23 protein-coding genes, 1 tRNA gene and 2 pseudogenes are annotated in these 25,501 nt (G+C 59.5%); 20 read left to right on the top strand and 6 right to left on the bottom strand.

Going from position 1 to position 25,501, the window contains the following annotated elements; all coding sequences use genetic code 11:
* The first annotated feature begins 121 nt into the window (after nt 1-121).
* From HMPREF1627_RS06735 to HMPREF1627_RS06690, 10 genes are all read left to right on the top strand, one after another.
* Nucleotides 122-1,693: an ABC transporter substrate-binding protein gene (locus tag HMPREF1627_RS06735; RefSeq protein WP_034502288.1), complete on the top strand. Its 1,572-nt coding sequence runs from the start codon at nt 122-124 to the stop codon at nt 1,691-1,693.
* Nucleotides 1,694-1,810: 117 nt separating this feature from the next.
* Nucleotides 1,811-2,767, top strand: coding sequence for an ABC transporter permease (locus tag HMPREF1627_RS06730; protein WP_034502287.1), 957 nt, complete (start codon nt 1,811-1,813; stop codon nt 2,765-2,767).
* A 3-nt stretch (nt 2,768-2,770) separates the two neighbouring features.
* Complete coding sequence (locus HMPREF1627_RS06725; protein WP_034502285.1) at nt 2,771-4,825, top strand: dipeptide/oligopeptide/nickel ABC transporter permease/ATP-binding protein; 2,055 nt, start codon at nt 2,771-2,773, stop codon at nt 4,823-4,825.
* Nucleotides 4,825-5,643, top strand: a complete 819-nt coding sequence (locus tag HMPREF1627_RS06720; RefSeq protein ID WP_034502284.1) for an ABC transporter ATP-binding protein — start codon at nt 4,825-4,827, stop codon at nt 5,641-5,643. Before HMPREF1627_RS06725 ends, HMPREF1627_RS06720 begins: the two co-directional genes overlap by 1 nt.
* The gene (locus HMPREF1627_RS06715; protein ID WP_034502283.1) at nt 5,643-6,560 is read left to right on the top strand and encodes a dihydrodipicolinate synthase family protein; all 918 of its coding nucleotides are present in this window, start codon (nt 5,643-5,645) and stop codon (nt 6,558-6,560) included. The genes HMPREF1627_RS06720 and HMPREF1627_RS06715 overlap by 1 nt, the downstream gene beginning before the upstream one ends.
* A 106-nt stretch (nt 6,561-6,666) precedes the next feature.
* The gene (locus HMPREF1627_RS06710) at nt 6,667-7,587 is read left to right on the top strand and encodes an ROK family protein (RefSeq protein WP_034502281.1); all 921 of its coding nucleotides are present in this window, start codon (nt 6,667-6,669) and stop codon (nt 7,585-7,587) included.
* A 9-nt stretch (nt 7,588-7,596) separates the two neighbouring features.
* Nucleotides 7,597-8,271: an N-acetylmannosamine-6-phosphate 2-epimerase gene (locus tag HMPREF1627_RS06705; RefSeq protein ID WP_034502280.1), complete on the top strand. Its 675-nt coding sequence runs from the start codon at nt 7,597-7,599 to the stop codon at nt 8,269-8,271.
* A gap of 102 nt (nt 8,272-8,373) precedes the next feature.
* Nucleotides 8,374-9,624 (top strand): MFS transporter, encoded by a 1,251-nt coding sequence (locus HMPREF1627_RS06700; RefSeq protein ID WP_034502279.1) that lies wholly within the window; start codon nt 8,374-8,376, stop codon nt 9,622-9,624.
* Nucleotides 9,625-9,633: 9 nt separating this feature from the next.
* Nucleotides 9,634-10,722 carry a UDP-N-acetylmuramate dehydrogenase gene (locus HMPREF1627_RS06695; RefSeq protein WP_034502276.1) on the top strand — a complete coding sequence of 363 codons (1,089 nt, stop codon included), beginning with the start codon at nt 9,634-9,636 and terminating at the stop codon, nt 10,720-10,722.
* A gap of 35 nt (nt 10,723-10,757) precedes the next feature.
* Complete coding sequence (locus tag HMPREF1627_RS06690) at nt 10,758-11,414, top strand: DNA alkylation repair protein (RefSeq protein WP_052040874.1); 657 nt, start codon at nt 10,758-10,760, stop codon at nt 11,412-11,414.
* Here HMPREF1627_RS06690 and HMPREF1627_RS06685 read toward each other — a convergent pair.
* The 6 genes and pseudogenes from HMPREF1627_RS06685 to HMPREF1627_RS06665 form a co-directional block, all read right to left on the bottom strand.
* Nucleotides 11,384-12,475, bottom strand: coding sequence for an adenosine deaminase (locus tag HMPREF1627_RS06685; RefSeq protein ID WP_034502274.1), 1,092 nt, complete (start codon nt 12,473-12,475; stop codon nt 11,384-11,386). The genes HMPREF1627_RS06690 and HMPREF1627_RS06685 overlap by 31 nt on opposite strands.
* Nucleotides 12,475-13,284, bottom strand: a complete 810-nt coding sequence (locus HMPREF1627_RS06680) for an alpha/beta hydrolase (RefSeq protein ID WP_034502272.1) — start codon at nt 13,282-13,284, stop codon at nt 12,475-12,477. Before HMPREF1627_RS06680 ends, HMPREF1627_RS06685 begins: the two co-directional genes overlap by 1 nt.
* Nucleotides 13,285-13,413: 129 nt before the next feature.
* Nucleotides 13,414-13,608, bottom strand: a pseudogene (locus HMPREF1627_RS10415) (aspartate aminotransferase); the annotation flags it as partial.
* Nucleotides 13,590-13,859 (bottom strand): annotated as a pseudogene (locus HMPREF1627_RS06675) (adenosine deaminase); the annotation flags it as partial. The pseudogenes HMPREF1627_RS10415 and HMPREF1627_RS06675, both read right to left, overlap by 19 nt.
* A 14-nt stretch (nt 13,860-13,873) precedes the next feature.
* Nucleotides 13,874-14,683, bottom strand: coding sequence for an alpha/beta hydrolase (locus HMPREF1627_RS06670; protein WP_034502268.1), 810 nt, complete (start codon nt 14,681-14,683; stop codon nt 13,874-13,876).
* Between the two features lie 131 nt (nt 14,684-14,814).
* Nucleotides 14,815-16,029, bottom strand: a complete 1,215-nt coding sequence (locus HMPREF1627_RS06665) for a pyridoxal phosphate-dependent aminotransferase (RefSeq protein ID WP_034502267.1) — start codon at nt 16,027-16,029, stop codon at nt 14,815-14,817.
* Between the two features lie 146 nt (nt 16,030-16,175).
* Between HMPREF1627_RS06665 and HMPREF1627_RS06660 the strand changes: the two genes are divergently transcribed.
* The 10 genes from HMPREF1627_RS06660 to HMPREF1627_RS06615 all read left to right on the top strand — a co-directional run bounded on the left by HMPREF1627_RS06660 (nt 16,176) and on the right by HMPREF1627_RS06615 (nt 25,442).
* Nucleotides 16,176-16,251 (top strand) — tRNA-Trp (locus HMPREF1627_RS06660).
* Between the two features lie 27 nt (nt 16,252-16,278).
* Complete coding sequence (secE, locus tag HMPREF1627_RS06655) at nt 16,279-16,575, top strand: preprotein translocase subunit SecE (protein WP_034502265.1); 297 nt, start codon at nt 16,279-16,281, stop codon at nt 16,573-16,575.
* A gap of 91 nt (nt 16,576-16,666) precedes the next feature.
* Nucleotides 16,667-17,479: a transcription termination/antitermination protein NusG gene (gene nusG, locus HMPREF1627_RS06650; protein ID WP_034502263.1), complete on the top strand. Its 813-nt coding sequence runs from the start codon at nt 16,667-16,669 to the stop codon at nt 17,477-17,479.
* 176 nt (nt 17,480-17,655) lie between these two features.
* Complete coding sequence (rplK, locus tag HMPREF1627_RS06645; protein WP_009408634.1) at nt 17,656-18,090, top strand: 50S ribosomal protein L11; 435 nt, start codon at nt 17,656-17,658, stop codon at nt 18,088-18,090.
* Between the two features lie 66 nt (nt 18,091-18,156).
* The gene (gene rplA, locus HMPREF1627_RS06640; protein WP_034502260.1) at nt 18,157-18,873 is read left to right on the top strand and encodes a 50S ribosomal protein L1; all 717 of its coding nucleotides are present in this window, start codon (nt 18,157-18,159) and stop codon (nt 18,871-18,873) included.
* 167 nt (nt 18,874-19,040) lie between these two features.
* Nucleotides 19,041-19,640 carry an MptD family putative ECF transporter S component gene (locus HMPREF1627_RS06635; RefSeq protein ID WP_034502257.1) on the top strand — a complete coding sequence of 200 codons (600 nt, stop codon included), beginning with the start codon at nt 19,041-19,043 and terminating at the stop codon, nt 19,638-19,640.
* On the top strand, nt 19,582-20,409 hold the full coding sequence (locus tag HMPREF1627_RS06630; protein WP_234305276.1) for an energy-coupling factor transporter transmembrane component T family protein: 828 nt from the start codon (nt 19,582-19,584) through the stop codon (nt 20,407-20,409). Before HMPREF1627_RS06635 ends, HMPREF1627_RS06630 begins: the two co-directional genes overlap by 59 nt.
* Nucleotides 20,406-21,863 carry an ABC transporter ATP-binding protein gene (locus HMPREF1627_RS06625; RefSeq protein WP_034502253.1) on the top strand — a complete coding sequence of 486 codons (1,458 nt, stop codon included), beginning with the start codon at nt 20,406-20,408 and terminating at the stop codon, nt 21,861-21,863. The genes HMPREF1627_RS06630 and HMPREF1627_RS06625 overlap by 4 nt, the downstream gene beginning before the upstream one ends.
* Before the next feature lie 68 nt (nt 21,864-21,931).
* Nucleotides 21,932-23,680, top strand: coding sequence for an ABC transporter ATP-binding protein (locus HMPREF1627_RS06620; RefSeq protein ID WP_107066767.1), 1,749 nt, complete (start codon nt 21,932-21,934; stop codon nt 23,678-23,680).
* Between the two features lies 1 nt (nt 23,681).
* Nucleotides 23,682-25,442, top strand: a complete 1,761-nt coding sequence (locus HMPREF1627_RS06615) for an ABC transporter ATP-binding protein (protein ID WP_034502251.1) — start codon at nt 23,682-23,684, stop codon at nt 25,440-25,442.
* Nucleotides 25,443-25,501: the final 59 nt, after the last annotated feature.

Genomic DNA, 25,501 nt, shown 5'->3' with positions numbered 1-25,501 from the left:
GGAGTTTTTTGGCGAATGTTGTTTTACCCCTTGCGGGAATTTGTCAGACAACATATGCTTGCTTCAGCGGACGTGATAAACGGCCCGCACATCCCATTTCTCGAAGATGAGGAGCGAGAATATGCGTATGCGCAAGCACTTCGCAACCGGTGCTGCAATGGCAGCAGCGGCAACCATGGTCCTGACCGCATGCGGCGGCGGATCGTCCACTTCAACATCAACCAGCAGCAGTAGTTCAGACTCAGGCGCACCCAAGGGCACCATCACCGTTGGTTCCGCTTACGAGACCACTGACTACAGCCCGATCACCACTTCGGCACTCGGCATGGGCGCAAACTGGCAGGTTCTCGAAGGCCTGTACCGTTTCGACATGTCCGACTACTCGGTCAGCCCCGCGCTGGCTGCCGGTGACCCCGTCAAGGTTTCCGACACCGAGTACGAGATCGCACTGCGCGACGGAGCCAAGTTCTCCGACGGCACGGATGTCAAGGCTGCAGACGTCGTGAGCTCCTACGAGCGCACCACTAGCGACAAGTCCATCTTCCGTCAGTTCTTCACCTTCGTGGATTCCGTTTCCGCGAAGGATGACAAGACCGTCACTGTTAAGCTCAAGTACCCCTTCTCCAACCTGAAGGAGCGCTTCGTCAACGTTCACGTCGTTCCCTCGACCATGAGCGAAGATGCACTCAAGGCCAAGCCCGTTGGCACCGGCCCCTACAAGTACGATAACATCTCGGCAACTGAAATCACCGCTGTTCCCAACGAGCACTACAACGGCAAGACTCCCGCGAAGGCAGCCACCCTCAAGTGGAGCGCCCTCAAGGATGATGCAGCACGCCTCTCCGCTGCTCTCGGTGGCAGCATTGACATCATGGAAGCCGTTCCCGCCGCAGCGCAGGATCAGCTCAAGGCAGCAGGCTGGAACGTCGAAGCCAAGCCCGGCTACGGCAACCCCTTCATGATGTTCAATACCCAGAAGGCTCCTTTCGACAAGCCTGAGGTGCGCCGCGCATTCATCAAGGCCATCGACAAGCAGAAGCTGATCTCGTCGGCTCTGAACGGTCAGGCTGTGGAAGCAAAGTCCTTCCTGCCCGAAGCAAACCCGGCCTACAAGAAGCCCGCAACCGACCTGTCCTACGACAAGGATGCAGCCAAGAAGCTGCTCGCCGATGCCGGTGCTTCCGGTCTGACGGTCAACCTGGTGACGACGGACCACCCGTGGGTTCTCTCCCTGGTTCCCCAGATCAAGTCCGATCTCGAAGCTCTGGGCCTGAAGGTCAACCACCAGCAGATGGCTTCCTCGGCTCTCTACTCGACCGTGACCGACGTTGACAACCCGACCTACGATGTCGTCCTGGCCCCCGGTGACCCCTCGGTCTTCGGTGTTGACCCCGGCATCATCGTTTCTTGGTGGAACGGCGACAACGTCTGGACCAAGAAGCGTGACGGCTGGCAGGTTTCGGATCCCGATTCCTTCAAGAAGCTGCAGGGCCTCATGGACGAGGCTGTTCAGCTTGACGGTGACGCTGCCAAGGCTAAGTGGGGCGAGGTTCAGGATCTGCTCGCCGAGCAGAGCGTGATCTACCCGCTGGTCTTCCGCAACATGATCACCGCATCTAACCCCAAGAAGGTCGATGGCTTCAAGGCAATTTCCGCCACCAGCCTGCAGCTGCTTGGAGTAAGCGCGAAGTAAAGCCCTAGCAGGCTTTCGACGAAAGGAGGGGTGGGATGCCCACCTTAGGCTAACGCCACAGTGGGACCCCACCCCTCCATCATTTTGCTCAATTCCGCTTGACATGGAGGTCTAGCAGTGAATAACCTTCTGCGCCTTATCGCGCGACGACTGGTGGCGCTGCCGATCATGGTGGTCGGCGTGTCATTCCTCGTCTTCTTCATCATGTCGCTGTCTCCCATTGACCCCGCCTACTCGGCACTGGGTGAGACAGCCACTCCCGAAGCTCTCGAAGCGTACCGCGTTGAACGCGGACTCAACGAGCCCTTCTTCACCCAATACGGAACGTATCTGTGGAACATGCTTCACGGTGACCTCGGTCTGTACGCAACTGGCACGGAGTACCACGTGAGTGATCTGGTCGCACAGGCGCTGCCTGTCACTCTTCAACTCACCTTCTTGGGTCTGTTCTTCGCAATCGTTATCGCTTTCCCCCTCGGCGTCATTGCCGCTCTGTACCGCGATCGCTGGCCTGATCAGCTGATCCGCGTGATCTCGGTTATCTGCATTGGTACCCCTTCCTTCTGGCTGGCAGCGCTGCTGGTCTTGGCTTTCGTCGGTGGTTCCATCCCGGTTTCCGGTCCTATTCCTGCATTCAGCGTCGATCCCTCGGGTTGGTTCCTTCGATTACTTCTTCCCGCCATTGCATTGGCTGTTCCTGTGATCGGCCAAATGACCCGCGTCGTGCGTACCTCGATGGTTGAGGAATTGGACCGCGACTACGTTCGCACCGCAATCGGTGCGGGCATTCCCAAGCATGTCGTCGTTGCCCGCAACGTCCTGCGCAACGCCCTCATCACTCCTGTGACTGTTCTGGGTCTGCGTATCGGCTACCTCATGGGTGGTGCCGTCGTCATTGAAATCATCTTCGCCATTGATGGCATGGGTAAGCTCGTGCTCCTCCAGGGTATCCAACAGAACTGGGTGACCCTAGTGCAAGGTGGCGCCTTGGTCGTCGCAATCGCCTTCATCATCGTCAACATTATCGTTGACATGCTCTACCTGCTCATCAACCCGCGTATTAGGTCGGTGTGAGTCATGAACCAAAAAGCAAAACTCGCAAAGGTCACCGCGAAGGGTGCGCATTTCTCACGCATCAGTGCGATGTCTTTGGGATCCAAGATCGCAATCGCTGTTTTGGCACTGATCGTTCTTGTATCAATCCTCGCGCCCTTCGTGGCGCCCTATTCGCCCGAATTTATCGATACGCCGTGGCAGGGGCCGTCTTCGGCTCACCTCTTCGGTACTGACCATGCGGGCCGAGACATTCTGTCTCGCATCCTCTTCGGTGGCCGCTACTCACTGCTTATCGGTCTTTGCTCAACCGTGATCGCGCTCTTCTTCGGCGCAATCATCGGATCGATCGCAGCTGTGACGCGCAAGGCCATCTCCGAGACCATCATGCGCATCCTAGACATCATCATGGCTGTCCCCGGTATCGCAATGGCGGCCGTCACGGTTTTGGTCTTCGGACGCACACTTGCCCAGTCCGACAACAAGATGGGCATTGTCTTCGTCATTATCTTCTCGATCGCATTCGTCTACATCCCGCAGCTGGCACGTATTGTTCGCGCAAACGTGATGGCCGCGTACGGTGAGGATTACGTGCGTGCAGTGATCGTCTCCGGTGCTCGTGCACCGTGGATCCTCATCAAGCACGTCATGCGTAACACTGCTGCTCCGGTTCTGGTCTTCGCCACGGTCTTGGTCGCAGATGCGATCATCCTCGAGGCCTCGCTGACCTTCATTGGGTCAGGCCTTCCCGCAACCATGGTCCCCACTTGGGGCAATATCTTGTCCGAGGCTTCGTCCTACCTCTCGGTCCTGCTGGGCTACTGGTGGACCGCCTTCTTCCCCGGTCTGTTCATCATGATCAGCGTGTTGTGCTTGAACATCCTCTCCGAAGGCATCACGGACGCAATGGTCGCAGCTCCCTCCACGGCAGCTGTCGCCCAGGTCGATAAGAACTCTGACCGCGAAGCCGACCGCATCCTTCTCGATCCTCGCCGCGCCTACGCCGAGCAGGCCGAGTCTCTGCAGGCACGCCTCGACGATCTGGAATCTGTCGAAGGTAAGCGCACCGACCGCTTCGAAGATGACTTTACCGGAGAGCCTCTCTTGGAGGTCAAGGACCTGTGCATCAAGTTCGAGCGCCACGGCGATGTCAACGTCGTCGATCACGTGTCCTTCAAGGTGCGCCCCGGCGAGACCATGGGCCTCGTCGGTGAGTCCGGCTGTGGTAAGTCCATTACGGCGCTGACCATCATGGGCTTGATCGATCCCAAGGCAGAGATCACCGGTGAGATCCTCTACGAAGGCAAGAACCTGCTGGAGATGAAGCCTGAAGAGCGTCGTGCGCTTCTTGGCCACGAGATGGCAATGATCTACCAGGATGCGCTTTCCTCACTCAACCCCGCCATGCTCATCAAGGCACAGATGAAGCAGCTGACCAAGCGCGGCGGAACCCGCACTGCAGAAGAACTCCTTGAGCTGGTGGGCCTGGACCCCAAGCGCACCCTCGAGTCCTACCCGCACGAGCTTTCCGGCGGCCAGCGTCAGCGCGTTCTGATTGCAATGGCACTGACCCGCGACCCGAAGCTCATCATTGCTGACGAACCGACCACCGCTCTGGACGTGACCGTTCAAAAGCAGGTCATTAACCTGCTCAACGAACTGCGTGAGAAGCTCGGCTTCGCAATGATCTTCGTTTCCCACGACTTGGCGCTTGTCGCCGAGGTGGCCCACAAGATCACCGTCATGTACGCCGGTCAGGTCATCGAGCAGGCGTCGACCAAGGAACTGCTCACTCACCCGACCCACGAGTACACTCGCGGTCTGCTGGGCGCAGTGCTCTCGATCGAAGCCGGCTCCGGACGCCTGCACCAGGTTCCCGGAACTGTTCCCTCGCCTCGAGATTTCCCGATCGGCGACCGCTTTGCTCCTCGTTCCTCGCACCCCGACTACGGCCTCGATATTCGCCCGGTCCTCACCGAGGTGGGCCCCGAGCACGTGTATGCGGCACTGCCGCCTCGCGAAGAGGTCCTCGTCTCCAGCGAGACCATCGTCATTGAAGAAGGTCAGGAGGAAAACTGATGAGTACTGAAACTCCGATCATCGAGCTCAAAGACGTTGAGGTGACCTTCAACTCCCGCACTGGCTCATTGTTCCGCCCCCACAAGGTGCACGCGGTTCGCGGTGTCAACATGCGCATTGAGCGTGGGCAGACGCTGGGTATCGTCGGTGAATCCGGCTGCGGTAAGTCCACGACTGCAAATGTTATGTGCGGCCTGCAGATGCCAACGAAGGGCCAAGTGTTCTTCAACGGTGAAGAAGTCACCAAGCGCGGTGCGGATGCGCGCAGGCGTATCGGACGTGTTGTTTCCGTGGTCTTCCAAGACCCCGCAACCGCTCTCAACCCGCGTATGCACGTTGCTGATCAGCTTGCTGATCCGCTGCGCGTACACAAGATTGGTGACGAGGCCTCGCGGGCCAAGCGCGTGCAAGAACTGATCTCTTTGGTGGGTCTGCCTTCGAGCGCCTTGGATGCACTCCCCGGTCAGCTCTCCGGCGGTCAGCGTCAGCGCGTTGCAATTGCTCGTGCCCTGTCCATTGGCCCCGATGCGATCATCGCTGATGAGCCCACGAGCGCACTGGACGTTTCGGTGCGCGCACAGATCCTGAACCTGCTCACGGACCTCAAGAGTGAACTGGGCTTGGCGATGGTCTTCATCTCGCACGATATTCAAACTGTTCGCTACGTTTCTGACCGGATCGCTGTGATGAACGGCGGAAAGGTCGTTGAAGAGGGACCGGCAGCTGAGTTGCTGGCGTCCCCGAAGGATCCCTACACCCGCAAGCTCCTGGGGGCTGCACCCTCGCTGCTGCATCCAACACTCGGAGGAGAGAACTAATGAGTTCACAGATTCGCGGCGTTGTCCCGCCGTTGGCTATCCCGCTGAAGAACGGCGAACTGGACGTTGCCTCGCTGGAGCGTCACATCAACCGCATGATTGGTGCGGGCCTGAACGGCCTCTTCGTCTCCGGCTCGACCGGTGAGGTTGCATTCTCGACCTCCGAGCGTCGTCAGCAGATCCAGCGCGAGGTTGTTCGCATTGTCGACGGTCGCGTTCCGCTGCTGGTCGGTGTGATCGATACCGAAACTGAGCGTGTCATTGAGAACATCAAGGCCGTCGAGGAGATCGGTGGAGCTCTGGGCGTCGTTGCAACCGCTCCCTTCTATGCACTGGGCGGCCAGGCAGAGATCGAGAAGCACTTCCGCATCCTCAAGGAGAACACCAATCTTGAGCTGTGGGCCTACGACATTCCCGTCTGCGTCCACACGAAGCTGCAGAACGATCTTGTTCTTCGCTTGGGTAAGGAAGGCGTTCTTGACGGCGTTAAGGATTCTTCCGGTGATGATGTGGGCTTCCGCTGGCTGTCCCGTGCGAACGAGGCCGCTGGTCACCCGCTTCAGCTGCTGACCGGCCACGAAGTGGTTGTCGATGGTGCTTACATGTCGGGCGCAGACGGCTCGGTCCCCGGCCTGGCCAACGTTGACCCCGATGGCTACGTCCGTCAGTGGCAGGCTTTCGAGCGCGGTGACTGGGAAGCTGTGCGCACCGAGCAGGACCGCCTCGCGGACCTCATGCGCATCGTTCTGGTCCAGGGCGTTCAGGGCTTTGGCGCCGGTGTTGGTGCCTTCAAGACTGCTCTGCAGCTCCTCGGTGTCTTTGATTCCAACGAGATGCCTCGCCCCGTGAAGGCTCTTGAAGGTGCAAACGTCGAGCATGTCGCCTCCGTCCTTCGTGAGGTTGGTCTGCTCTCCTGATCATCAGCGAGGCCGAGGCGGTACTTCCTCTCGCGTGCGCGCGAGCGTGCGCCCGCCTTGGCCTCGCTGATTAGTCTTCTCTTCCGTCGCCTTTTGGAGAATTTTCATGACTACGCTCCTTGCTCTTGATATCGGTGGAACGAAGATCGGTTGGGGCATTGTCGAGGCCGAAGACAGCTTCACCGTTACCGAACGCGGATCAATCCCGACCTTGGCCGCTCAGGGCGGTGCCGATGTTGCTGCGCGAATCTGCGCACTGGCCTCGGAACTGATCGAGTCGCACCCGGCTATTACAGGTATCGCGGTCGCAAGCGCCGGAGTTGTCGACCCCGCGACCGGTACGATCGTGTCCGCAACGGACATCATGCCCGGTTGGGCGGGAACCAAACTCGGTGACCTCCTTTCCGCGCATACGCAGCTCCCGGTTCGTGTCCTCAACGACGTGCACGCACACGGGCTTGGAGAGGCCACTTTGGGTGCAGGGCGTCCCTATCGAAGCGTTCTATCTATTGCCGTGGGAACGGGGATCGGTGGTGCCTTCGTCGAAGACGGTCGCGTTGCCTTCGGTTCTCGCGGTATTGCGGGACACGTGGGTCACGTTCACCACCATTTCGCTCCGGACATGGTTTGTTCGTGTGGGCGCTTGGGACACATCGAATCCTTCTGCTCCGGGTCAGGAATTACCACGTGGTATAACTCGCTGCGTCCACAAGACAAGCCGGAAGTTGACGGAGGACGCGCTCTCCAAGAGCTCGCCGATTCTGGCGATCCCCTCGCACAAGCGTGTTTCGCGCGTTCCGCGTACGCACTGGGCGAGGCCACGGCCTCGTTAGTGAACTGTATGGATCCCGCCGTCGTCATCATCTCCGGCTCGATGACTCGCTCGGGGGATATCTGGTGGGATGGTCTCAACGAGGGCTTTTCAGCCAGCGCGATGACACCCGTTGCAGCTACCCCCATTCTTGTTGGTTCCCTTGGTGGCGATGCGCCGCTGCTCGGGGCTGTTTCTTTCTTCCTCAACGCATAGGAGTTCATCATGCATCCGCTTATTGCCGGTCTTAAAGGAAAGCTCATCGTTTCTGTTCAGGCTTACCCGGGGGAACCCATGCGTCACCCCGAGACTATGGCTCAGATTGCGCGTGCTGCCGAGATCGGTGGCGCTGCGGCGATCCGTTGCCAGGGGCTGTCGGATATCTCCGCGATCAAGGGACGTGTCGATGTCCCGGTGATTGGTCTGTGGAAGGAAGGCCACGAGGGTGTCTACATCACCCCCTCGTTGCGTCACGCGCGCGCCTGCGTCATGGCGGGTGCCGATATCGTGGCTCTAGACGCGACGGGTCGCCCGCGCCTTGACGGTCGTAGTTTTGCTGAAACCGTTGCGGCTTTGCGCGAAGAAGAGACACTGGTGATGGCTGACTGTGGTTCTTTTGAAGATGCACAGCGCGCCGTCGATGCCGGTGTCGATATTGTTTCAACGACTCTTGCTGGCTACACCGGCGATCGCCCGAAGACCGATGGCCCTGATTTGGAGCTTCTCGAGCAGACGGTCCAGGCATTCCCGGGTGTTCCCGTGATCTGCGAAGGACGTATTCACACTCCGGAGCACGCCGCCGCTGCCATGAAGCTCGGCGCATTCGCAGTGATCGTGGGTACCGCGATTACTCACCCGACCTCGGTCACCGGCTGGTTTAAGGCCGCCGTCGAAGGCTGATTCGTCCCGAATTTCTGCGGTGCCCGTGTGGATGTATTTCACACGGGCAGCGCTGTATTCAGCCTTTATCTACGTGCGTGAACGCGCGTAAAATTGCGAACCATGTCTATCCCCTCAGCTCGCGCTCACAGTGCCCTTCGTGCAACCTTTGTGGTCTACGCAGGCCTGGGTTCTGCAACCTCAGCGTGGCTCTCACGTCTACCCGATGTGCGTGATCACCTGGGATTGACCCCGGGAACCATCGGCATGATGCTGCTGATTGCCTCCCTGGGTTCTTTGTTGACCCTTCCCACTTCGGGTCCGATCGTCATGAAGATCGGTGCACGGTGGGCTGGGCGAATCGGCGTATTCATTTGGGCATTGGGCATTGTCGGAGCAGCGACGGGAACGCTCGCGAATTCTCTCGTGCTCTTCACCGGTTCCCTTGTTTTCATGTCTGCCGGGGCGGGCCTGTGGGGATCGAGCATGAACATCGAGGCTGGTTTGGTCCAAGCTGCTGTGAGGCGCCTTGTAGTTCCAGTGATTCAAGCGATGTACGCGGTTGGCATGCTTGGTGGCGCATTACTTGGAGCACTTGCCTCGCGGGTCGGAGTTCCACTCGGAGCGCACTTATACGGTCTGGCTGCTCTTGAACTTATTGTGTGCGGTGTTTCCATTGGTTTCTACCTCAGTCAGGACGAGGTCGCCGCTCTTGAACCCGCAAGGGAAAGCCCTGCGGGCGAAGGGGACGAGGCCTCGGCAGGCAATGCGAAGAAGGGCCTGACCCGCTTGGCGTGGCGCGAACGCCGCACGGTTCTGATCGCTCTCATGGTGATGAGCGGCGGACTCCTGGAAGGCGCTGCTAACGACTGGCTGAACCTGTCGATGGTCGACGGTTATGGTTTTGCGACCTCGACGGCGTCGGCGATCTTCGCTTTCTTCTTGCTGATGATGACGATCATGCGCTTCGGATCTCCGCGTTTAGAGAGGCGTTTTGGGGCGCCGCATCTGCTTCGATTGACCATGGGATGCGCGATCGTTGGCCTGATGCTTGTTGCCTTTGCGCCGCATCATATTCTTGCGGTTATCGGTGTTGCCTTGTGGGGTATCGGTGCATCCTTGGTGTTCCCCCTGGGTATTTCCGCCCTGAGCATTGATCCCGTGATGACGCCTGCGCGAGTATCGGTCCTCTCGACCGTGAATTATGGTTCGGCGCTCATCGGACCGCCGATTTTAGGTCTTATTGCAGATCACGTCGGCTACCACCGTGCGCTCATTTTCGTCGTGCTCCCGGTGTGTCTGGCCATCGTCTTGGCCGGACAGGTTCCGGACCAGCGGGGGCGCGTGCGAGCCGTTGCACCTCTTGACGATTAATCTTGAGTCATGACGACTCTTGCTGAATTGACGACCTTTCGCGTGGGCGGAGAGGTTTCTCGCCTTGTACGCGCAACTTCCAGTGAGGAATTGGTTGCTGGCGTTCGCGCGGCCGATGAGGAGCAGCGCCAGCTTCTAGTTCTGGGCGGCGGATCGAATCTGCTTGCATCGGATGCTCCATTTGATGGAGCTGTTGTCGCTGTACGTCCGGGTGCAGAGATTGCGCGCATCGTTGAAGAGGATGCGGCTGACTCGGTGATTGTACGTGTGTGGGCCGGTACAGTTTGGGATGACTTTGTTGCGTGGAGCGTCGAAGAACAGTTGTCCGGTATCGAGGCTTTGTCGGGGATCCCCGGAAGCGCGGGAGCATCCCCGGTACAGAACGTGGGCGCCTACGGACACGAGGTTGCTGAAACAATTCACAGCGTCGAGGCCTACGACCGCCTCGAGCAGCGCACCGTTCGTCTGCTTCCCGCAGAGCTAGGTTTTGCTTACCGTTCCTCCGCGATCAAGCACAGCATTGGTCAGCCCGGTCTTCCCGGCCGCGTGTGGGGGCCGACGGGGCGTTGGGTTGTGTTGAGCGTCGACTTCCGCCTCGAGCGCTCATCCCTGAGTGCGCCCGTCATGTACTCCGAACTTGCGCGGCGCCTCGGAGTGGAAGCTGGGGAGCGTGCCGAGGCTTCCCTGGTCCGCTCGACCGTGCTTGAGCTGCGCGCGGGGAAGGGAATGGTCTTAAACCCGGAGGACCACGATACGTGGAGCGCGGGATCTTTCTTCACTAACCCCATCCTCCCCGAGGCCGTGGCTGCCGCGCTCCCCGAAGAGGCGCCTCGTTTCCCGGCGGGGGAGGGACTGGTGAAAACCAGCGCTGCTTGGCTCATTGACCACGCGGGCTGCTCCAAGGGTTTCCATCTTCTAGAGGCCGGTGCCCCGCCTCGCGCATCCTTGTCGACCAAGCACGTGCTCGCACTGACAAACCGCGGGGGTGCAAGCGGCGCAGACATCGAGGCCTTGGCGCGCGCTGTGCGCGAGCGTGTCTTTGATGCCTATGGCGTGACTCTTGTTCCTGAGCCTGTTGCCATCGGCATTGAGTGGTAGTTCGGGCTATCTTCAACGAGCTGAGGAGGACCGCCGTGAACGAGTACCTTGCGAGCTTGGAAAGAGACCTTTCCCCGATCGAGGGAGGCTTCAAAGAAGAAGAGCGGCGGGCACGCAGCGACTACGACTCTCATGATCGCGACCAGGCTTTGGAAATTGCCTATTGCGCATACCGCTCCGAGGTTTACCAGGTGCGAATGTACGCGGTTTTCCTCTTCGGGTATCTCTCGCAGGATCAGGAAGTACTTACTTTCTTGAGGGAAAATATCGCCCAGGATGACAACTGGAGAGTTCAAGAAATCCTGGCGAAAGCCTTTGACTTTTTCTGCGCCACTACGGGGTATGAGCACTCTCTTTCAGTGATCGACGAGTGGCTGGCTCATTCCAATCCAAATGTTCGTAGAGCTGTCACTGAAGGACTACGGATATGGACCAGTCGCCCCTATTTTAAAGAGCACCCATGTGAGGCAATCGAGAGGCTTTCGGCGCTTCGAAATGACCCGAGCGAGTACGTCAGAAAATCTGTGGGAAACGCTCTACGCGATATCAGTAAGAGGTTCCCAGACCTGGTTGCAACCGAATTAAGCGCGTGGGATCTGGAAAGCAAGGAAACTCGACAGGTCCACAAGCTAGCGAGCAAATTTATTGAACGGAATGCCGCTCACACCGCGGGTGGGGCCGCGAGCCACTGATCGATTTCCGCTTTCCACACGCGTTTCGAGGCCTCACTAGCCAAAGAAGCATCAATAGACTGACGTGCCAAATCTGCCAGCTGAACGTCAGAAAGCCCGAAAACATCACGCGCGGCCTCGTATTGGGCAACCACGCGCGAATGGAATAGCAAGGGGTCGTCAGCCGAAAGAGCAACGCGCGCGCCGGCCTCGATAAAGCGCATGAGCGGAACAGATGCGAAATCGGGGAAGACCCCCAGGTGAATATTCGAGGTCGGACACACCTCGAAAGAAACATCCTCGTCAATCAAACGCCGCAGCAAATCGGGATCTTCACTGGTGCGCACGCCGTGACCCAAACGCGTCGGGTGCAGGGCTGAAACAACATTCATCACAGACTCCGGGCCCAAAAGCTCCCCGCCATGAGGAACCGAGGCCAAACCGCCCTCGCGGGCAATACGGAAGGCAGGAGCAAACGCTGAGGTATCGCCAACGCGCTCATCATTGGACAGACCAAAGCCCACAACCTGTCCGGGGCCATCACCCGCATACTGAACTGCCAGACGAGCAAGCGTTCGCGCGTCAAGGGGATGGCGAATTCGCGAAGCCGCAACGATCAATGCAACTTCGACGCCCGTGCGCTTTCCCGCAGCGATCGCCTCGTCAATGATGATCTCCAAAGCGGGAGTAATCCCGCCAACCCAAGGGGCATAAGACGTGGGGTCAACCTGCATTTCGAGGCGACGCGAGCCCTCGGCCGCATCATCTTCCGCGGCCTCGGCAACGATCCGCCGCATCGCGGCTTCGGAACGGACCAAAGCGCGCGCGGCATCGTAGGAGCGCTGGAAACGGAACCATCCGCGAGCATCTGCGGGCACGGTTAAGGGGTCCAAGTCCAAGAGGTGGGGAGGAAGGCGAGTGCCCTTCTCGCGGGCCATATCGATCAGACTTTGCGGTCGCATCGCACCCGTGAAGTGCAGATGCAGGTGCGCTTTTGGCAGAGTGGACAACGGCCGACGCCCGGGGGGAGTCGGCGCTGGGACCGTTAGTGAAAGCTGGCGAGATGCTTGATGCTGCTCCATCAGTGCTTCTCGACCCACAGGAGTAGGTCGCGCAGGACCATGGCCTTCTCAGGCTCGTTGAGAACCTCGTGGCAAGCCCCATCGATGACGCGCAGGTGAATATCTGCGTCGGGGTGAGCCTCGAGCACGCGCGCAACAAACTCTGCAGAGCCCTCCGGTGAGGTCAGTTCATCAGCACTGCCATGGAAAATCAGCGTCGGGCAGGTCAGGCGATCCGCGTGCTCGAGGGCCTTCTTGCCTTGAATCACCATGGTCGAGGCCGTCAGAAGCGGGGGAGCGCCGTGGTAGTTGAGCGGATCGGCGTCGAAAGCTTCCTGAACGCTGGGATCGCGCGAAAGCAAAGAATGCTCGGGCGTGGACTGGGCCGCCGGAACCTGCACTCCCGGCAGGTAGCGAGCGAGTTTCCCGAGGCCACCAACCACCGGCGCGGGAAGATGAGGAAGCGGGATGAAAGCGGGACCAGTGAGGACCATACAGCGAATGCCTCGCTGTGAGATCAAAGCCGAGGCCGCAGTGATGAGACCCCCCATTGAATGCCCGAAAAGAATGAGCTCATCGAAACGGGAATCGGCCAAAACTTCTTGGCGAGCGCTGATGTGGTCCTTGATCAACGCACCGACGTCGACTTGAGCGCGAGGCCCGGGGGAAGTGCCGTGGCCGTAGTGGTCATAAGTGGACACATCGTAGCCTGCGTTGAGGAGAGCGGTGCTGAGTCCTTCAAAACGTCCCGAATGCTCGCCGTAACCATGGGCAATCAGGACATGCCCGCGAGGCTGATCGAGGTGAGTGCGCCGAGTTGAAAGGTCCATGTGTCAATTGTGACAGCTCAAGGCGTCATTTGGGTAGCGATATTGGGGTGTGACTTGACGAAGAGTAAGAAAAATCCCGCACGGCTAGCGATGTGCCTACCGCGCGGGATTTCGTAGTGGAACCCTGAGTCAGCGAGCCTCGGAGAGAAGCTCCTGAATTCGTCCCACGCCCTCGACCAAATCGTCATCGGCCAAAGCGTAAGAGAGGCGAATGAAGCCCGAGGGGCCGAAGGCTTCGCCCGGGACAACTGCGACCTCAACCTCATCGAGGATCAGGTCAGCGAGCTCGCCCGACGTGTTGGCCACGCGGCCTCGGAACGCGCGAGGTGACGCGCGGCATCGTAGGAGCGCTGGAAACGGAACCAACCGCGGGCGTCCGCGGGCACGGTTAAGGGGTCCAAGTCCAACAGGTGAGGAGGAAGGCGAGTGCCTTTCTCGCGGGCCATATCGATCAGAGTTTGCGGGCGCATCGCACCCGTGAAGTGCAGGTGCAGGTGCGCCTTGGGGAGCGTGGACAGCGGTCGTCGCCCAAGGGGAGTCGGCGCTGGAACGGTAAGAGAAGGCTGGCGAGGAATAGAGGTCGATCCTATCAGTGCTTCTCGAGCCACAGGAGCAGGTCGCGTAGGATCATATCCTTCTCAGGCTCATTCAAGACTTCGTGGTAGGCCCCATCGATGACACGCAGGTCAATATCTGCGTCGGGATGCGCATGACGTACACGCTCAACAAACTCTGCAGAACCCTCCGGCGAGGTGAGCTCATCGGCGCTGCCGTGGAAAATCAGCGTGGGGCAGGTCAGGCGATCCGCGTGCTCGAGCGCCTTCTTGCCCTGAATCACCATGGTCGAGAGCGTCAGACGCGGGGGAGCGCCGTGGTAGTTGAGGGGATCGGCGTCGAAAGCTTCTTGGACGCTGGGATCATGCGAAAGTACGGAATGGTCGGGCATGGACTGTGCCGCCGGAGCCTGTACTCCCGGCAAATAGCGAGCCAGTTTCCCAAGTCTGCCAACCACGGGCTTAGGAATCTCGAGGAGTGGAATAAAAGCGGGTCCAGTGAGGACCATGCATCGCAGATCCTTGCGGTAGATCAGCGCAGAAGCAGCGCTAATCAAACCACCCATTGAATGCCCAAAGAGGATCAATTCATCGCAGCGTGAATTGTGAAGAGCCTGTTGGCGAGCAGCGATGTGGTCCTTGATCAGCAGACCGACATCGACCTTGGCGCGAGGGCCTGGGGAAGTGCCATGACCATAGTGGTCGTAGGTTGACACATCGTAGCCAGCCTGGAGAAGTGCATTGATCAGACCTTCAAAACGTCCCGAATGCTCAGCATAACCGTGGGCGACAAGGACATGTCCATTGGGTTGGTCGAGTTGTGTTCTCCGCGTCGAGATGTCCATATGTCAATTATAACAGCTCGGGACACACTTTAGGTAGCGCTACTGCACACTTTTTGACAGTGCGTTCATAAAAGCCCGCGCGGTGGCACAAAAGTACTCACCGCGCGGAACTTCAGTCGCATGTAATTGGTCTATCGGGCTTCTGACAGGAGTTCTTGGATACGACCAACGCCTTCGACGAGGTCGTCGTCGGCCAGGGCGTAGGAGAAGCGCAGGAAGCCGGAGGGGCCGAAGGCCTCGCCTGGAACCGCCGCGACCTCGACCTCGTCGAGGATCAGGTCGGCGAGCTCACCCGATGTGTTGGCCACGCGGCCGCGGATCTCGCGACCCAGCAGGCGCTCGACGGAGGGGTAGACGTAGAACGCGCCCTTGGGGGTCGGAACGTCGAAGCCGTCGATCTGGCGCAGCATGTCAACGATCGTGCGGCGGCGACGGTCGAAGGCGACCCGCATCTCGTCCACGGCGTCCAGGGAACCCGACACGGCGGCGCGCGCGGCCTCCTGGGCGACGTTGTTGACGTTGGAGGTCAGGTGCGACTGGAAGGACAGTGCGGCCTTGATGACGTCGGAGGGGCCGATCATCCAGCCCACTCGCCAGCCGGTCATCGCGTAGGTCTTGGCAACGCCGTTGAGGATGACGGCCTGGTCGGCCAGCTCGGGCACCAGCTTGACGATGTGCGCAGTCTGCGCGTCCTCGTACAGCAGGTGCTCGTAGATCTCATCGGAGATGACCCAGATGCCGTGCTCGAGGGCCCACTGGCCGATCGCGGTCAGCTCCTCGGGCGTGTAGACGCTGCCCGTCGGGTTGGACGGCGAGCACATGAGGAGGACCTTCGTGCGAGGCGTGCGCGCGGCCTCGAGCTGCTCGACGGTCACCTTGTAGTCCTGGTCGGCGCCCGCGAACACCTTGACGGGGGTCGCACCGGCGAGCTTGACGACCTCGGGGTACGTCGTCCAGTAGGGGGTCGGCAGGATCGCCTCGTCGCCGGGGCCCAGCAGCGCGGCGAAGGCCTGGAAGACGGCCTGCTTGCCGCCGTTGGTCACGACGATGTCGGCGGGGGAGACCTCGTAGCCGGAGTCGCGCAGGGTCTTTTCTGCGATGGCCTCGCGCAGCGCCGGGAGGCCGGCGGCGGGCGTGTAGCGGTGCATCGCGGGGTTGCGCGCGGCCTTGACGGCGGCCTCGACAATGTAATCGGGGGTGGCGAAATCAGGTTCGCCCGCACCGAAACCAACGACGGGGCGTCCCTGGGCCTTCAGTGCCTTGGCCTTAGCGTCGACGGCAAGGGTCGCTGAGGGAGTGATATTTGCGAAGCGCGTTGAGACGCGGGAGGCTGATTGAGTATCCACGCGAACATTGTGGCATGGATAGATCCATTTATTGGTGTGAGTCACAATTTGAGCGCTTATGAGGCGAACGCATCGCGGTGAGTTGGACAGGAGGCCTCTTCTCCCCTAAACTCAACCGAGCAAGTCTTTTTCGGAAGAGTTGCAGTAGGGCAGTGGCGCAATTGGTAGCGCACCGGTCTCCAAAACCGGCGGTTGTGGGTTCGAGTCCCGCCTGCCCTGCCACTCAGGTGCATAACTATTGGAGGAACGATGAGCGAATCCCAGGCTCGCCGTGAAGAATCCCCGCGGGTGGATCGCACGAAGAAGCGTGCAACCCCCTCGCGCGATGGCGCACCTCAACCCAAGGAAAAACGCCCGAATATTTTCAAGCGTATGGTGATCTTTGTCTCTCAGGTGATCTCTGAGATGAAGAAAGTCATTTATCCCAGCGGTTCTGAGACCTGGACCTACTTCCTCGTCGTCATTGTGTTTGTTGCCGCAATTATGGCTTTCACTGGCCTTCTTGATTTCTTATTCGGTAGACTGAACTCATTGGTATTTGGCTGAAACCGTTAACCCGCCCGCAGGAATGCAGGCGGGTTTCTTCTACGGCTCGGCCGCGAACACCGCGCGAGCGTTAAGCACAGGAGGAAAACCCGTGAGCCTAGACAATATCGAAGAGGCCCCGATCGACACCTTTGACGGTGGAATCGCGCCCGAAGCTGATCTGGAAACTGCCGCACAGCGCGAAGACGACGTGGCAGAACGCCTTGAAGATGCTCCCGTCGAGCGCGAGGAAGCACGTGAAGAAGGCGAAGCGGAAGCTGGCGTTGAAGAAGCAGCTGAGCAGGCGGCCTCGTCAGACGATGATCCGGTAGAAAAGCTGCGCCGCGAACTCTACATGTCTCCCGGCGACTGGTACGTCATTCACACCTACTCCGGTCACGAGCGCAAGGTGAAGGCAAACCTTGAGCAGCGTATTACCAACCAGAACATGGAAGACTCGATTTTCCAGGTCGAGGTTCCCGATGAGTACGTCATGGAGTACCGCGGAAATGCGAAGAAGCGCGTTCGTCGCGTGCGCATTCCCGGCTACGTCATCGTCTGCATGGACTTCAACGAAGACTCCTACCGTGTGGTGAAGGAAACCCCCGCAGTCACCGGCTTCGTGGGTGACCAGCACAACCCGGTCCCGCTTTCGATCGACGAGGTCGTTATGCTGCTGACCCCGAATGTTCTCGAGGCCGCGGCTGCAGAAGAGAAGAGCGCTCCCGCCCCCGTCCAGGAAGTTCAGACCCAGTTCGAGGTCGGCGAGGTTGTCACCGTTATCGACGGTGCATTCGCCACCATGAGCGCTGTGATTTCTGAGATCATGCCTGAAACCCAGCGTCTGAAGGTCCTCCTGACCATCTTCGAGCGTGAGACCCCCATGGAGCTGACCTTCGATCAGGTCGAGAAGATCGAAGAGTAAACGCCTCGTGGCGTGACCTCGAGCACCAAGACTTGGGGGAGCGCCGACATCGCGTTATGATGTAGATTCGTGCGTCTGGGTGGACTATGTCCGCAGGTTGCTCTTCCTGTGGGCGCCACGTGGATGCATGCCGCGGTAGTCTCCGCGGCCCAGTAAGAAATAGAAAGACCCGAAATATGGCACCGAAGAAGAAGAAGGTCACCGGCCTCATTAAGCTGCAGATCGCTGCAGGCGCCGCGACCCCTGCTCCGCCCGTTGGTCCCGCACTGGGCCAGCACGGCGTTAACATCGTCGAATTCACGAAGGCATACAACGCTGCAACTGAGTCGCAGCGCGGTTCGATCGTCCCGGTTGAAATCACCGTCTACGAAGATCGCTCCTTCACCTTCGTCCTCAAGACCCCTCCGGCCTCCGAGATGATCAAGAAGGCTGCAGGTGTTGCAAAGGGTTCGGGTACCCCGAACACCGCCAAGGTTGGATCGATCACCATGGACCAAGTGCGCGAAATCGCCCAGGCCAAGATGGTTGACCTCAACGCCAATGACATTGATGCCGCTTCCAAGATCGTCGCGGGCACCGCGCGTTCCATGGGCATCACTGTTCAGGACTGACCCTTTATTACCTCGTGGTAGGGCAGGCGCTGCCCGACACCCACACCTGCAAGGAGAAGAAGCAGAATGACGAAGCGCTCTAAGAGCTACCGCGCAGCGGCGGAGAAGATCCACGCTGGCGAACTGTACAGCCCCCTGGCCGCAATGCGTTTGGCCAAGGAAACCTCGGTCACCAAGTTCGATTCAACCGTCGAGGTTGTTATGCGACTGGGTGTTGATCCCCGCAAGGCGGATCAGATGGTCCGAGGCACCGTTTCCCTGCCGCACGGCACCGGTAAGACCGCTCGGGTCTTGGTCTTCGCCGTTGGCGAGCGCGCACAGGAAGCACTCGACGCTGGAGCCGACGAGGTCGGCGGCGACGAGCTCATCGAAAAGGTCGCAAAGGGCTACACCGACTTTGATGTCGCCGTTGCAACCCCGGACCTCATGGGCAAGGTCGGCCGTCTGGGCCGCGTCCTGGGTCCCCGTGGCCTCATGCCGAACCCCAAGACCGGCACCGTGACCATGGACGTCGCCAAGGCTGTCCGTGAGATCAAGGGTGGTCGTATCGAGTTCCGTGTCGACAAGCACGCAAACCTGGCTTTCATCGTCGGTAAGGCTTCCTTCACCGCCGAGCAGCTCGTTGAGAACTACGCAGTTGTTCTCGATGAGATCCTGCGTCTGAAGCCGGCTTCCGCAAAGGGCCGTTACATCATCAAGGCCACGGTCGCCACGACCATGGGCCCCGGTATCCCCTTGGATGCCACCAAGACTCGCGCCCTGACCTCCGAGGATGCTTCCTGAAGCACTAGAGGTTAACGGCAGATAGTCGTTTTCTAAGGCCCCCACGAGCAACGCTCGTGGGGGCCTTTGTGTTATTCCAATTGGGCACAAGGTCTTATAAGCCTACATAAAAATAGGCTATCCTTAGCTTTATTCTATAAACCTCATTATCATTAAAGGTCGCGATCATGACTCAGGTTTCAAGCTCGGGCGTTACAAAGGCGCGCTCAGCTGTCACCATTGGTGCATTTACCGCCGTCTATTTCATTCTCATGTGGTGCTCGGGAATGCTCGGCTTCTTCGGCCCGGCATTCATGTTCGTTGGCTGGATTGTCGGTCTCCTCCTTAACGGGCCGGTCATCATGCTGATGATGGTGCGCTCGCGCATGTTTGGGACGGTCACGATCATGGCGGGCATCGTCGCCTTCCTCATGGTCGTGACAGGACATGCATGGGTGACCGTACCCTTCGCTCTTGTCCTCGGTTTCTTGGCTGACCTCATCGCCCACAGCGGTGGATATCTGAGCGCCCCTCGAAACATCGCAGCATACATGCTCTTCTCCCTGTGGATGATCGGCCCGCTTGCTCCGATTTTCTTTGCTCCCGACTCTTACTACGCGGATGTCGCGTCCCAGATGGGCCAGGACTACGCGGATGGTATGCGTGCCCTCTTCAGCCCCGCTGTCATCAGCGTATGGGTCGTTGTTGCGATGATCTTTGCGTGCATTGGTGGACTCATCGGGCGCTTCCTGCTTCGCAAGCACTTCGCAAAGGCCGGCGTTGCCTGAGATCTCGCCGGCCGAATCGGCTCCCGGTGAGTCGTCGAGCAGGCTGGACCCACGCACGAAACTCTTAGCCCTTCTCGTGCTCAATGCGCTCGTCATGCGTGCGAGTCCCACGACAACCCTTGTTGCCGTTCAGCTCTTGGTAGTGGTTGCCCTCGCATGGGAGGTGAGCGCTCGGTCCGCGCTGCACACGGGGTTCGGCTGCTTCATCTGCGACCTCGTCACCCTTGGTTCCCCTTTTCTCATCGCTTGGATGCAGTCGATCGGCTGGCCTCGGAGCATCGTTCTCATCATCGGAACGTGCAGCGCGATCATGTACTGGTTTGCGCGTTTCTTCGCGGGTTTCGGCCTCGCCCTCTACGTGTATCGAACGACGAAAATTGGACAGATGAAGGCGGCACTGCGTGCCATTCATCTACCGCGTGTGTTCATTGATGCGCTCGTGGTTGCCTTCCGCGTCATCCCGACTGTGGGGGCCGAGGCAGTAGCCATCCGTGAGGCCATGGAGATGCGCGGAGTGGACCTGAGGATGCGCGGCGTGCTGCGTCACCCGCTGGTGATCGCTGAGCGCTTCCTCGTTCCCCTGCTTTCCTCGATCGCGCGCGTCGCCGATGACCTCGCGGCCTCGAGCGTCGTCCGAGGTCTGGGCGGACCCACGCGCCCCACCTCGCTCACGCGGCTGAGGGCCAGCGTCTGGGACGCGCTCGCCCTGACGTGCGTGATCGGCGTCATCGTTATCGAGATCTGTGCGCACCTGGGAGTCCTTCCGTGATTGATGTTGAATCCCTGTCGTTCTCCTACGTCAGCGAGCTGACGGGAGATCGCGTCGACGCGCTCGCCGGAGTCGACCTGTCCGCCCGGCCGGGCACCCTCACCCTCGTGTGCGGCTCCTCCGGCTGTGGGAAGTCGACGCTCATGCGCTCGCTCACCGGCCTCGTCCCGCAGATGACTCCGGGAGAGCTGGAAGGTGCGGTGCGGATCGACGGGCGCGATCTGGCAGAGGTTCCCCTGACTGAGGTTGGTCATCTGTGTTCCTCTGTTTTTCAGAATCCACGCACTCAATTTTTCTGCGATACCGTTGCAGAGGAACTCGCATTCTGCGGTGAAAACTATGGTCGAGACCGTACGGATTTGATCGAGAGCAGTGAACGCGCCGCAAAGCTCATGGGGATCTACGCCCTCATGGATCGCAAGCTGTCAACGCTGTCTGGCGGACAGCTTCAGAAGGTAGCTCTTGCGTGCGCGCTGGCATCTGGTGCTCCGGTCCTCCTCGCCGATGAGCCGACATCAAACCTCGATCCCGCAGCAATCGCTGATGTGCGACGTGCCCTCGAGCTCCTCAAAGAACAGGGGATGACGATCGTTGTCGTCGAGCATCGCCTTCACTTCCTGAGCGGACTTGCCGACCAGGTTCTCCTCATGGAGGCTGGCGCGGTGACGAGGCGCTGGAGCGGCGAGGAGTTCTATTCCATGACGGATGAGGAACGCTGCTCTCTTGGCTTGCGTACCCTCGTTGATCCCGGACCGCCCGAGGCCTGGGTGGCCTCGCGGGGGAGCGGGGAAGTAGCCGCGGGCGCTGAGGCTCCCCGGCTATCGTGCCGTAACTTGAGCTTCTCCTATGGTCGCACTCCAGTTTTTCAGGGCTTTAATGCGGATTTTCATTCTGGGGAAATTACCTGCATCGCCGGGGTCAATGGTGTCGGCAAAACGACTCTTGTCCGCGTGCTGTGCGGATTGGCAGCCCCGAACTCTGGGGAGATTTCCTTGGATGGCGTGACAAGCTCGCGCAGTCAGAGGCGTGCAATGTGCGCACTCGTCATGCAAGATACCGGGCGTCAGCTCTTTTCCGACACACTCGAGGGCGAGTTGACCATTGGCGCCTCGGATGCCAGCGGGGAGGTCGGGGAGAAACTCTTGGCTGACTTTGACCTCGCGAACCTGGGTGATCGCCACCCCTTGAGCCTTTCGGGAGGACAAAAACAACGCCTCGTCATCGCTGCCGCACGCGCAGCAAGGCGTCCCATCGTCATCCTCGACGAGCCAACCTCGGGAGTCGACGCCAGGCACCTTGATTCAATTACCGCCACCCTGCGGCGCATTGCTGACGAAGGTGCAGCCGTCATCGTTGTTACCCACGACGGCGAGTTTGCCTCGGCGTGCGCAGATCGACTGATCACACTCACACCAGCAGACGGTGGGTGTGCCAACGAAGGAAAGCAATTATGACTGACAGTGATCAAGGCCTGAAAGTGAGCAGGGAAGAGCAAGCCTTGTCATCCTGTGACGGAGCCGAAATGAACGACCCGCGCGCTGCACACAGGGCTGGGCAAAAGGCGTTCAAGGAACTTACCGCACCGATCCGTGGATCCATGGCTCTCGCCCAGCTACTTGGCGTCCTCTACGGCGCGCTTGCAGTCGCTCCCTATGTCATTCTCGTCCAGCTTGGCGAGGTACTTCTTGCCGCAGCGCGCTCGGGGGTCTCTCCTGACCGCGCTGAGGTTATCAGCCTGCTTATGTGGCTTATCGGAGCATTTGGTGCGCGCTACGGAATCTACTTCCTTGCACTGAGCGTCACCCACTTCGCGGATGTGCGCTTTGGACACATCGTGCGCATGCGCATGGTGAAAGTCCTTGCATCAGCGCCCCTCGCGTGGTTCACCTCGACGAACTCGGGGGCTGTGCGCAAGGCGATCCAGGACGACACTCACGATGTCCATACGGTCATAGCCCATGCGCCAGTTGAGTCTGCTGCTGCAGTCAGCGCGCCTCTCTCCTTGTTGATCTACTCGTTTATCATTGACTGGCGTCTAGGCCTGCTCTCAATCGCCACGTTACCGATCTATGCACTTATCAATGCGTGGATGATGCGGGACATGGGCGAGAAAACCGCCCAAATGGACCGGTACCTCACGCGTGTCTCAGCAACAATGGTTGAGTTTGTTTCCGGTATTAGCGTTGTAAAAGCATTTGGTACCGTCGGGCGCGCACATGAACGTTTCACCCGAGCCGCTGAGGATTTTGCGAGCTTCTATGTTGCCTGGTGTGGGCCATTGCTGAAGGGATCGGCGCTCGGACAGGCTGCTGTGTCGCCCTCGATGATTCTGCTGATATCAACAGCGGGAGGTTCGGCGCTGGCGGCTGCTGGCATCGTGAGCCCTGTCCAGGTCATCACCTGTGCGCTGATCGCTCTTGTCATTCCGGCCGCAATCGAGGTGCTTGGATCAACGGTTTGGTCGTATCAGATCGCTGGAGCCGCCGCCCTGCGCATTGTCGACCTGCTTTCTGTTTCGCCGCTGCCGGTTGAAGGAAACGAGGAACCGAGCGGGGCTGAGGTCGAGATCGATGATGTCTCCTTCTCTTACGGCTCGACGCTTGCTCTTCAAGACGTGAGTCTCACAGTCCCGCAAGGGACAGTGACGGCTCTTGTGGGTCCGTCCGGCTCTGGAAAATCCACCTTGGCGACCCTGGTCGCGCGTTTTGCTGACCCAGATCAAGGAAGTGTGCGCATCGGAGGCGTTGATGTGCGAGCCATTGCTCCCGACGTCCTCTACCGGCACGTGTCTTTTGTTCTCCAAGATCCGCAGCTTCTTGATATATCTGTGCGCGAAAACATTGCGCTAGGCAGGCCAGATGCTAAGGAAGAGGCAATATGGGCAGCTGCCACCGCTGCCCATATTGACGACTATGTGCGTTCCCTTCCACGAGGCCTCGACTCTGTCATAGGGGAAGACGCCCATCCCTCGGGCGGGCAGGCCCAGCGCATCGCGATTGCGCGCGCACTGCTTGTCGATGCGCCCATCCTTGTACTCGACGAGGCCACCGCGTTCACAGACCCCGAAGCCGAGGCCGAGATCCAATCAGCTCTCACCCGCCTCGTTCAAGGAAAAACAGTTCTGGTGATCGCCCACCGGTCCGCGTCGATTATCGGTGTTGATCAGGTTGCCATCCTCGAGGCAGGTCGTCTCATCGCGCGGGGTACGCCCGAGGAACTCGCGGATCACCCGTATATGCGTGAGCTTTCTGCGCCCGTGAAAGGACACTGACATGTTCGAGCTGATCTCCAGGCTGCGTGAGCCTCTCTCTTCTGAGGGGCGCACCGGATTCTCCCACGTTATGTACCTGTCCTGCATTGTCGGACTCGTTCGGGGTTTTTCCCTGATTTCATTCATTCCGGCGGCGATTGCGCTGACATCAGGACAACCCGCGTGGGGTATGGGCTTACGTGGGTGGCTCATCGCGCTCGCCGTGTGTGCAGTGGCCTCGTTTATCTTGGAGTACTTTCTAGCCATCCGCTCCTACGTGGTGGCCTTCGATTTCCTTACGAATATGCATCGCGCTATCGGAGATAAGATCGCTTCTCTGCCTCTTGGTGCTTTCCGTGCGGACACGGCCGGGAAGACCTCGCGCCTTGTCTCTCGCGAACTCATGATGCTCGGCGAAATCTTTGCCCATATGTATTCGCCCCTAATTGCAGCGATCGTCACTTCACTGACGATGCTTGTAGGAATCTCCGTCTTTTCGCCGGTTCTAGGGGTGGTGTGCCTAGCCTCAGTCCCGATCGTTGCTGGGGGAGTGTGGGTTGCGCGACGCTGCTTGCTTTCAGGCTCCGCGTTGAAAGAACCTCCTGCCCGAGAGGTGTCTCACCGCATTGTTGAATATGCGACGAAACAGGGAGCCTTGCGCGCTTGCGGGCGCTCCGCCTCCTATGAACCTCTCCGGCGAGCGGAAGAATTGTATGGGGCGGCCGCCCGACGCTCGCTTATCCGGGAAACGCTCGGGCAAATCGTCAATGGTATGGCTGCGCAACTCGTTGTCGTCTCACTGATCTGTGCGATCGGTTTGCTGGCGGTCGGTGGAAGCGTCAGCCCCGTGGAGGCAGTTGTTGCGATCGGTCTGCTCCTGCGCTTCACGCAGATTCTTGTTGACATTGGGTTGCTTGCCTCCGCCTTTGAGACTCGGCGTCCGGTCCTTGACCTCGGTCATGAGATCCTCTCCGCGCCCGAGCTCCCTACCGCCTCGGACGATGGGCAGAATGATGACTTGGCTGCGTTGAGTGCATCCGTGGCACTCGAGGACGTTGTTTTCTCCTACGAGGCCGATCAACCCGTCTTACGAGGTGTGTCCTTCCGCGTTGAGCCGGGAACGATGACTGCGATTGTCGGTCCTTCAGGCTGCGGGAAGACGACGATTGCTCGTCTCATCGCGCGTTTCTATGACGTGGATAGCGGCGTTGTAAGTGTGGGGAATCGAGATGTTCGTAACTGGGATACTGGGAAACTCATGTCCCAGCTCTCTTTGGTTTTCCAAGACGTCTATTTGTTTGACGATACCCTCGAGGCGAATGTTCGTGTCGGTCGCTCCGATGCAAGTTCCGCCGAGCTGGATGAAGCTGCGCGCCTGAGCGGTGTCGATGAAATCGTCGCTCGCCTGCCACTTGGGTGGAAGACTCGTGTCGGTGAGGGAGGACGTGCCCTCTCCGGTGGTGAACGTCAGCGCGTTTCAATCGCCCGCGCACTCCTTAAAGCTGCACCCATCGTCCTCTTTGACGAGGCCACCAGCGCCCTTGATCCCGAGAATGAACACCGCGTGACTGCGGCTATGGATGCATTGCGTCGTAGCGCGACCCTCATCGTTATTGCCCACAAGCTTGATACGATCACGGCAGCTGACCAGATTGTCGTCCTCGATGAGAATGGGCGTGTTACACAAATTGGTACTCATGCGCAGCTCTTCGCGGATACTGGGGGGCAATACCGAGGATTCTGGGAGGCTCGCTCACGGGCTGCGGGATGGCGCCTCGTCTGAGGTGGGCGGCTGGTGCTCGTCCGCCTCGTCCATGAGGTGTGCTGATCCACATTTGCCAG

It is taken from the genome of Actinomyces sp. S6-Spd3 (genome assembly GCF_000758755.1).
Classification (GTDB): Bacteria; Actinomycetota; Actinomycetes; order Actinomycetales; family Actinomycetaceae; genus Pauljensenia.
Note: the sequence above shows the minus strand (reverse complement) of the source record. Positions and strands in the feature narration are given on the sequence as shown.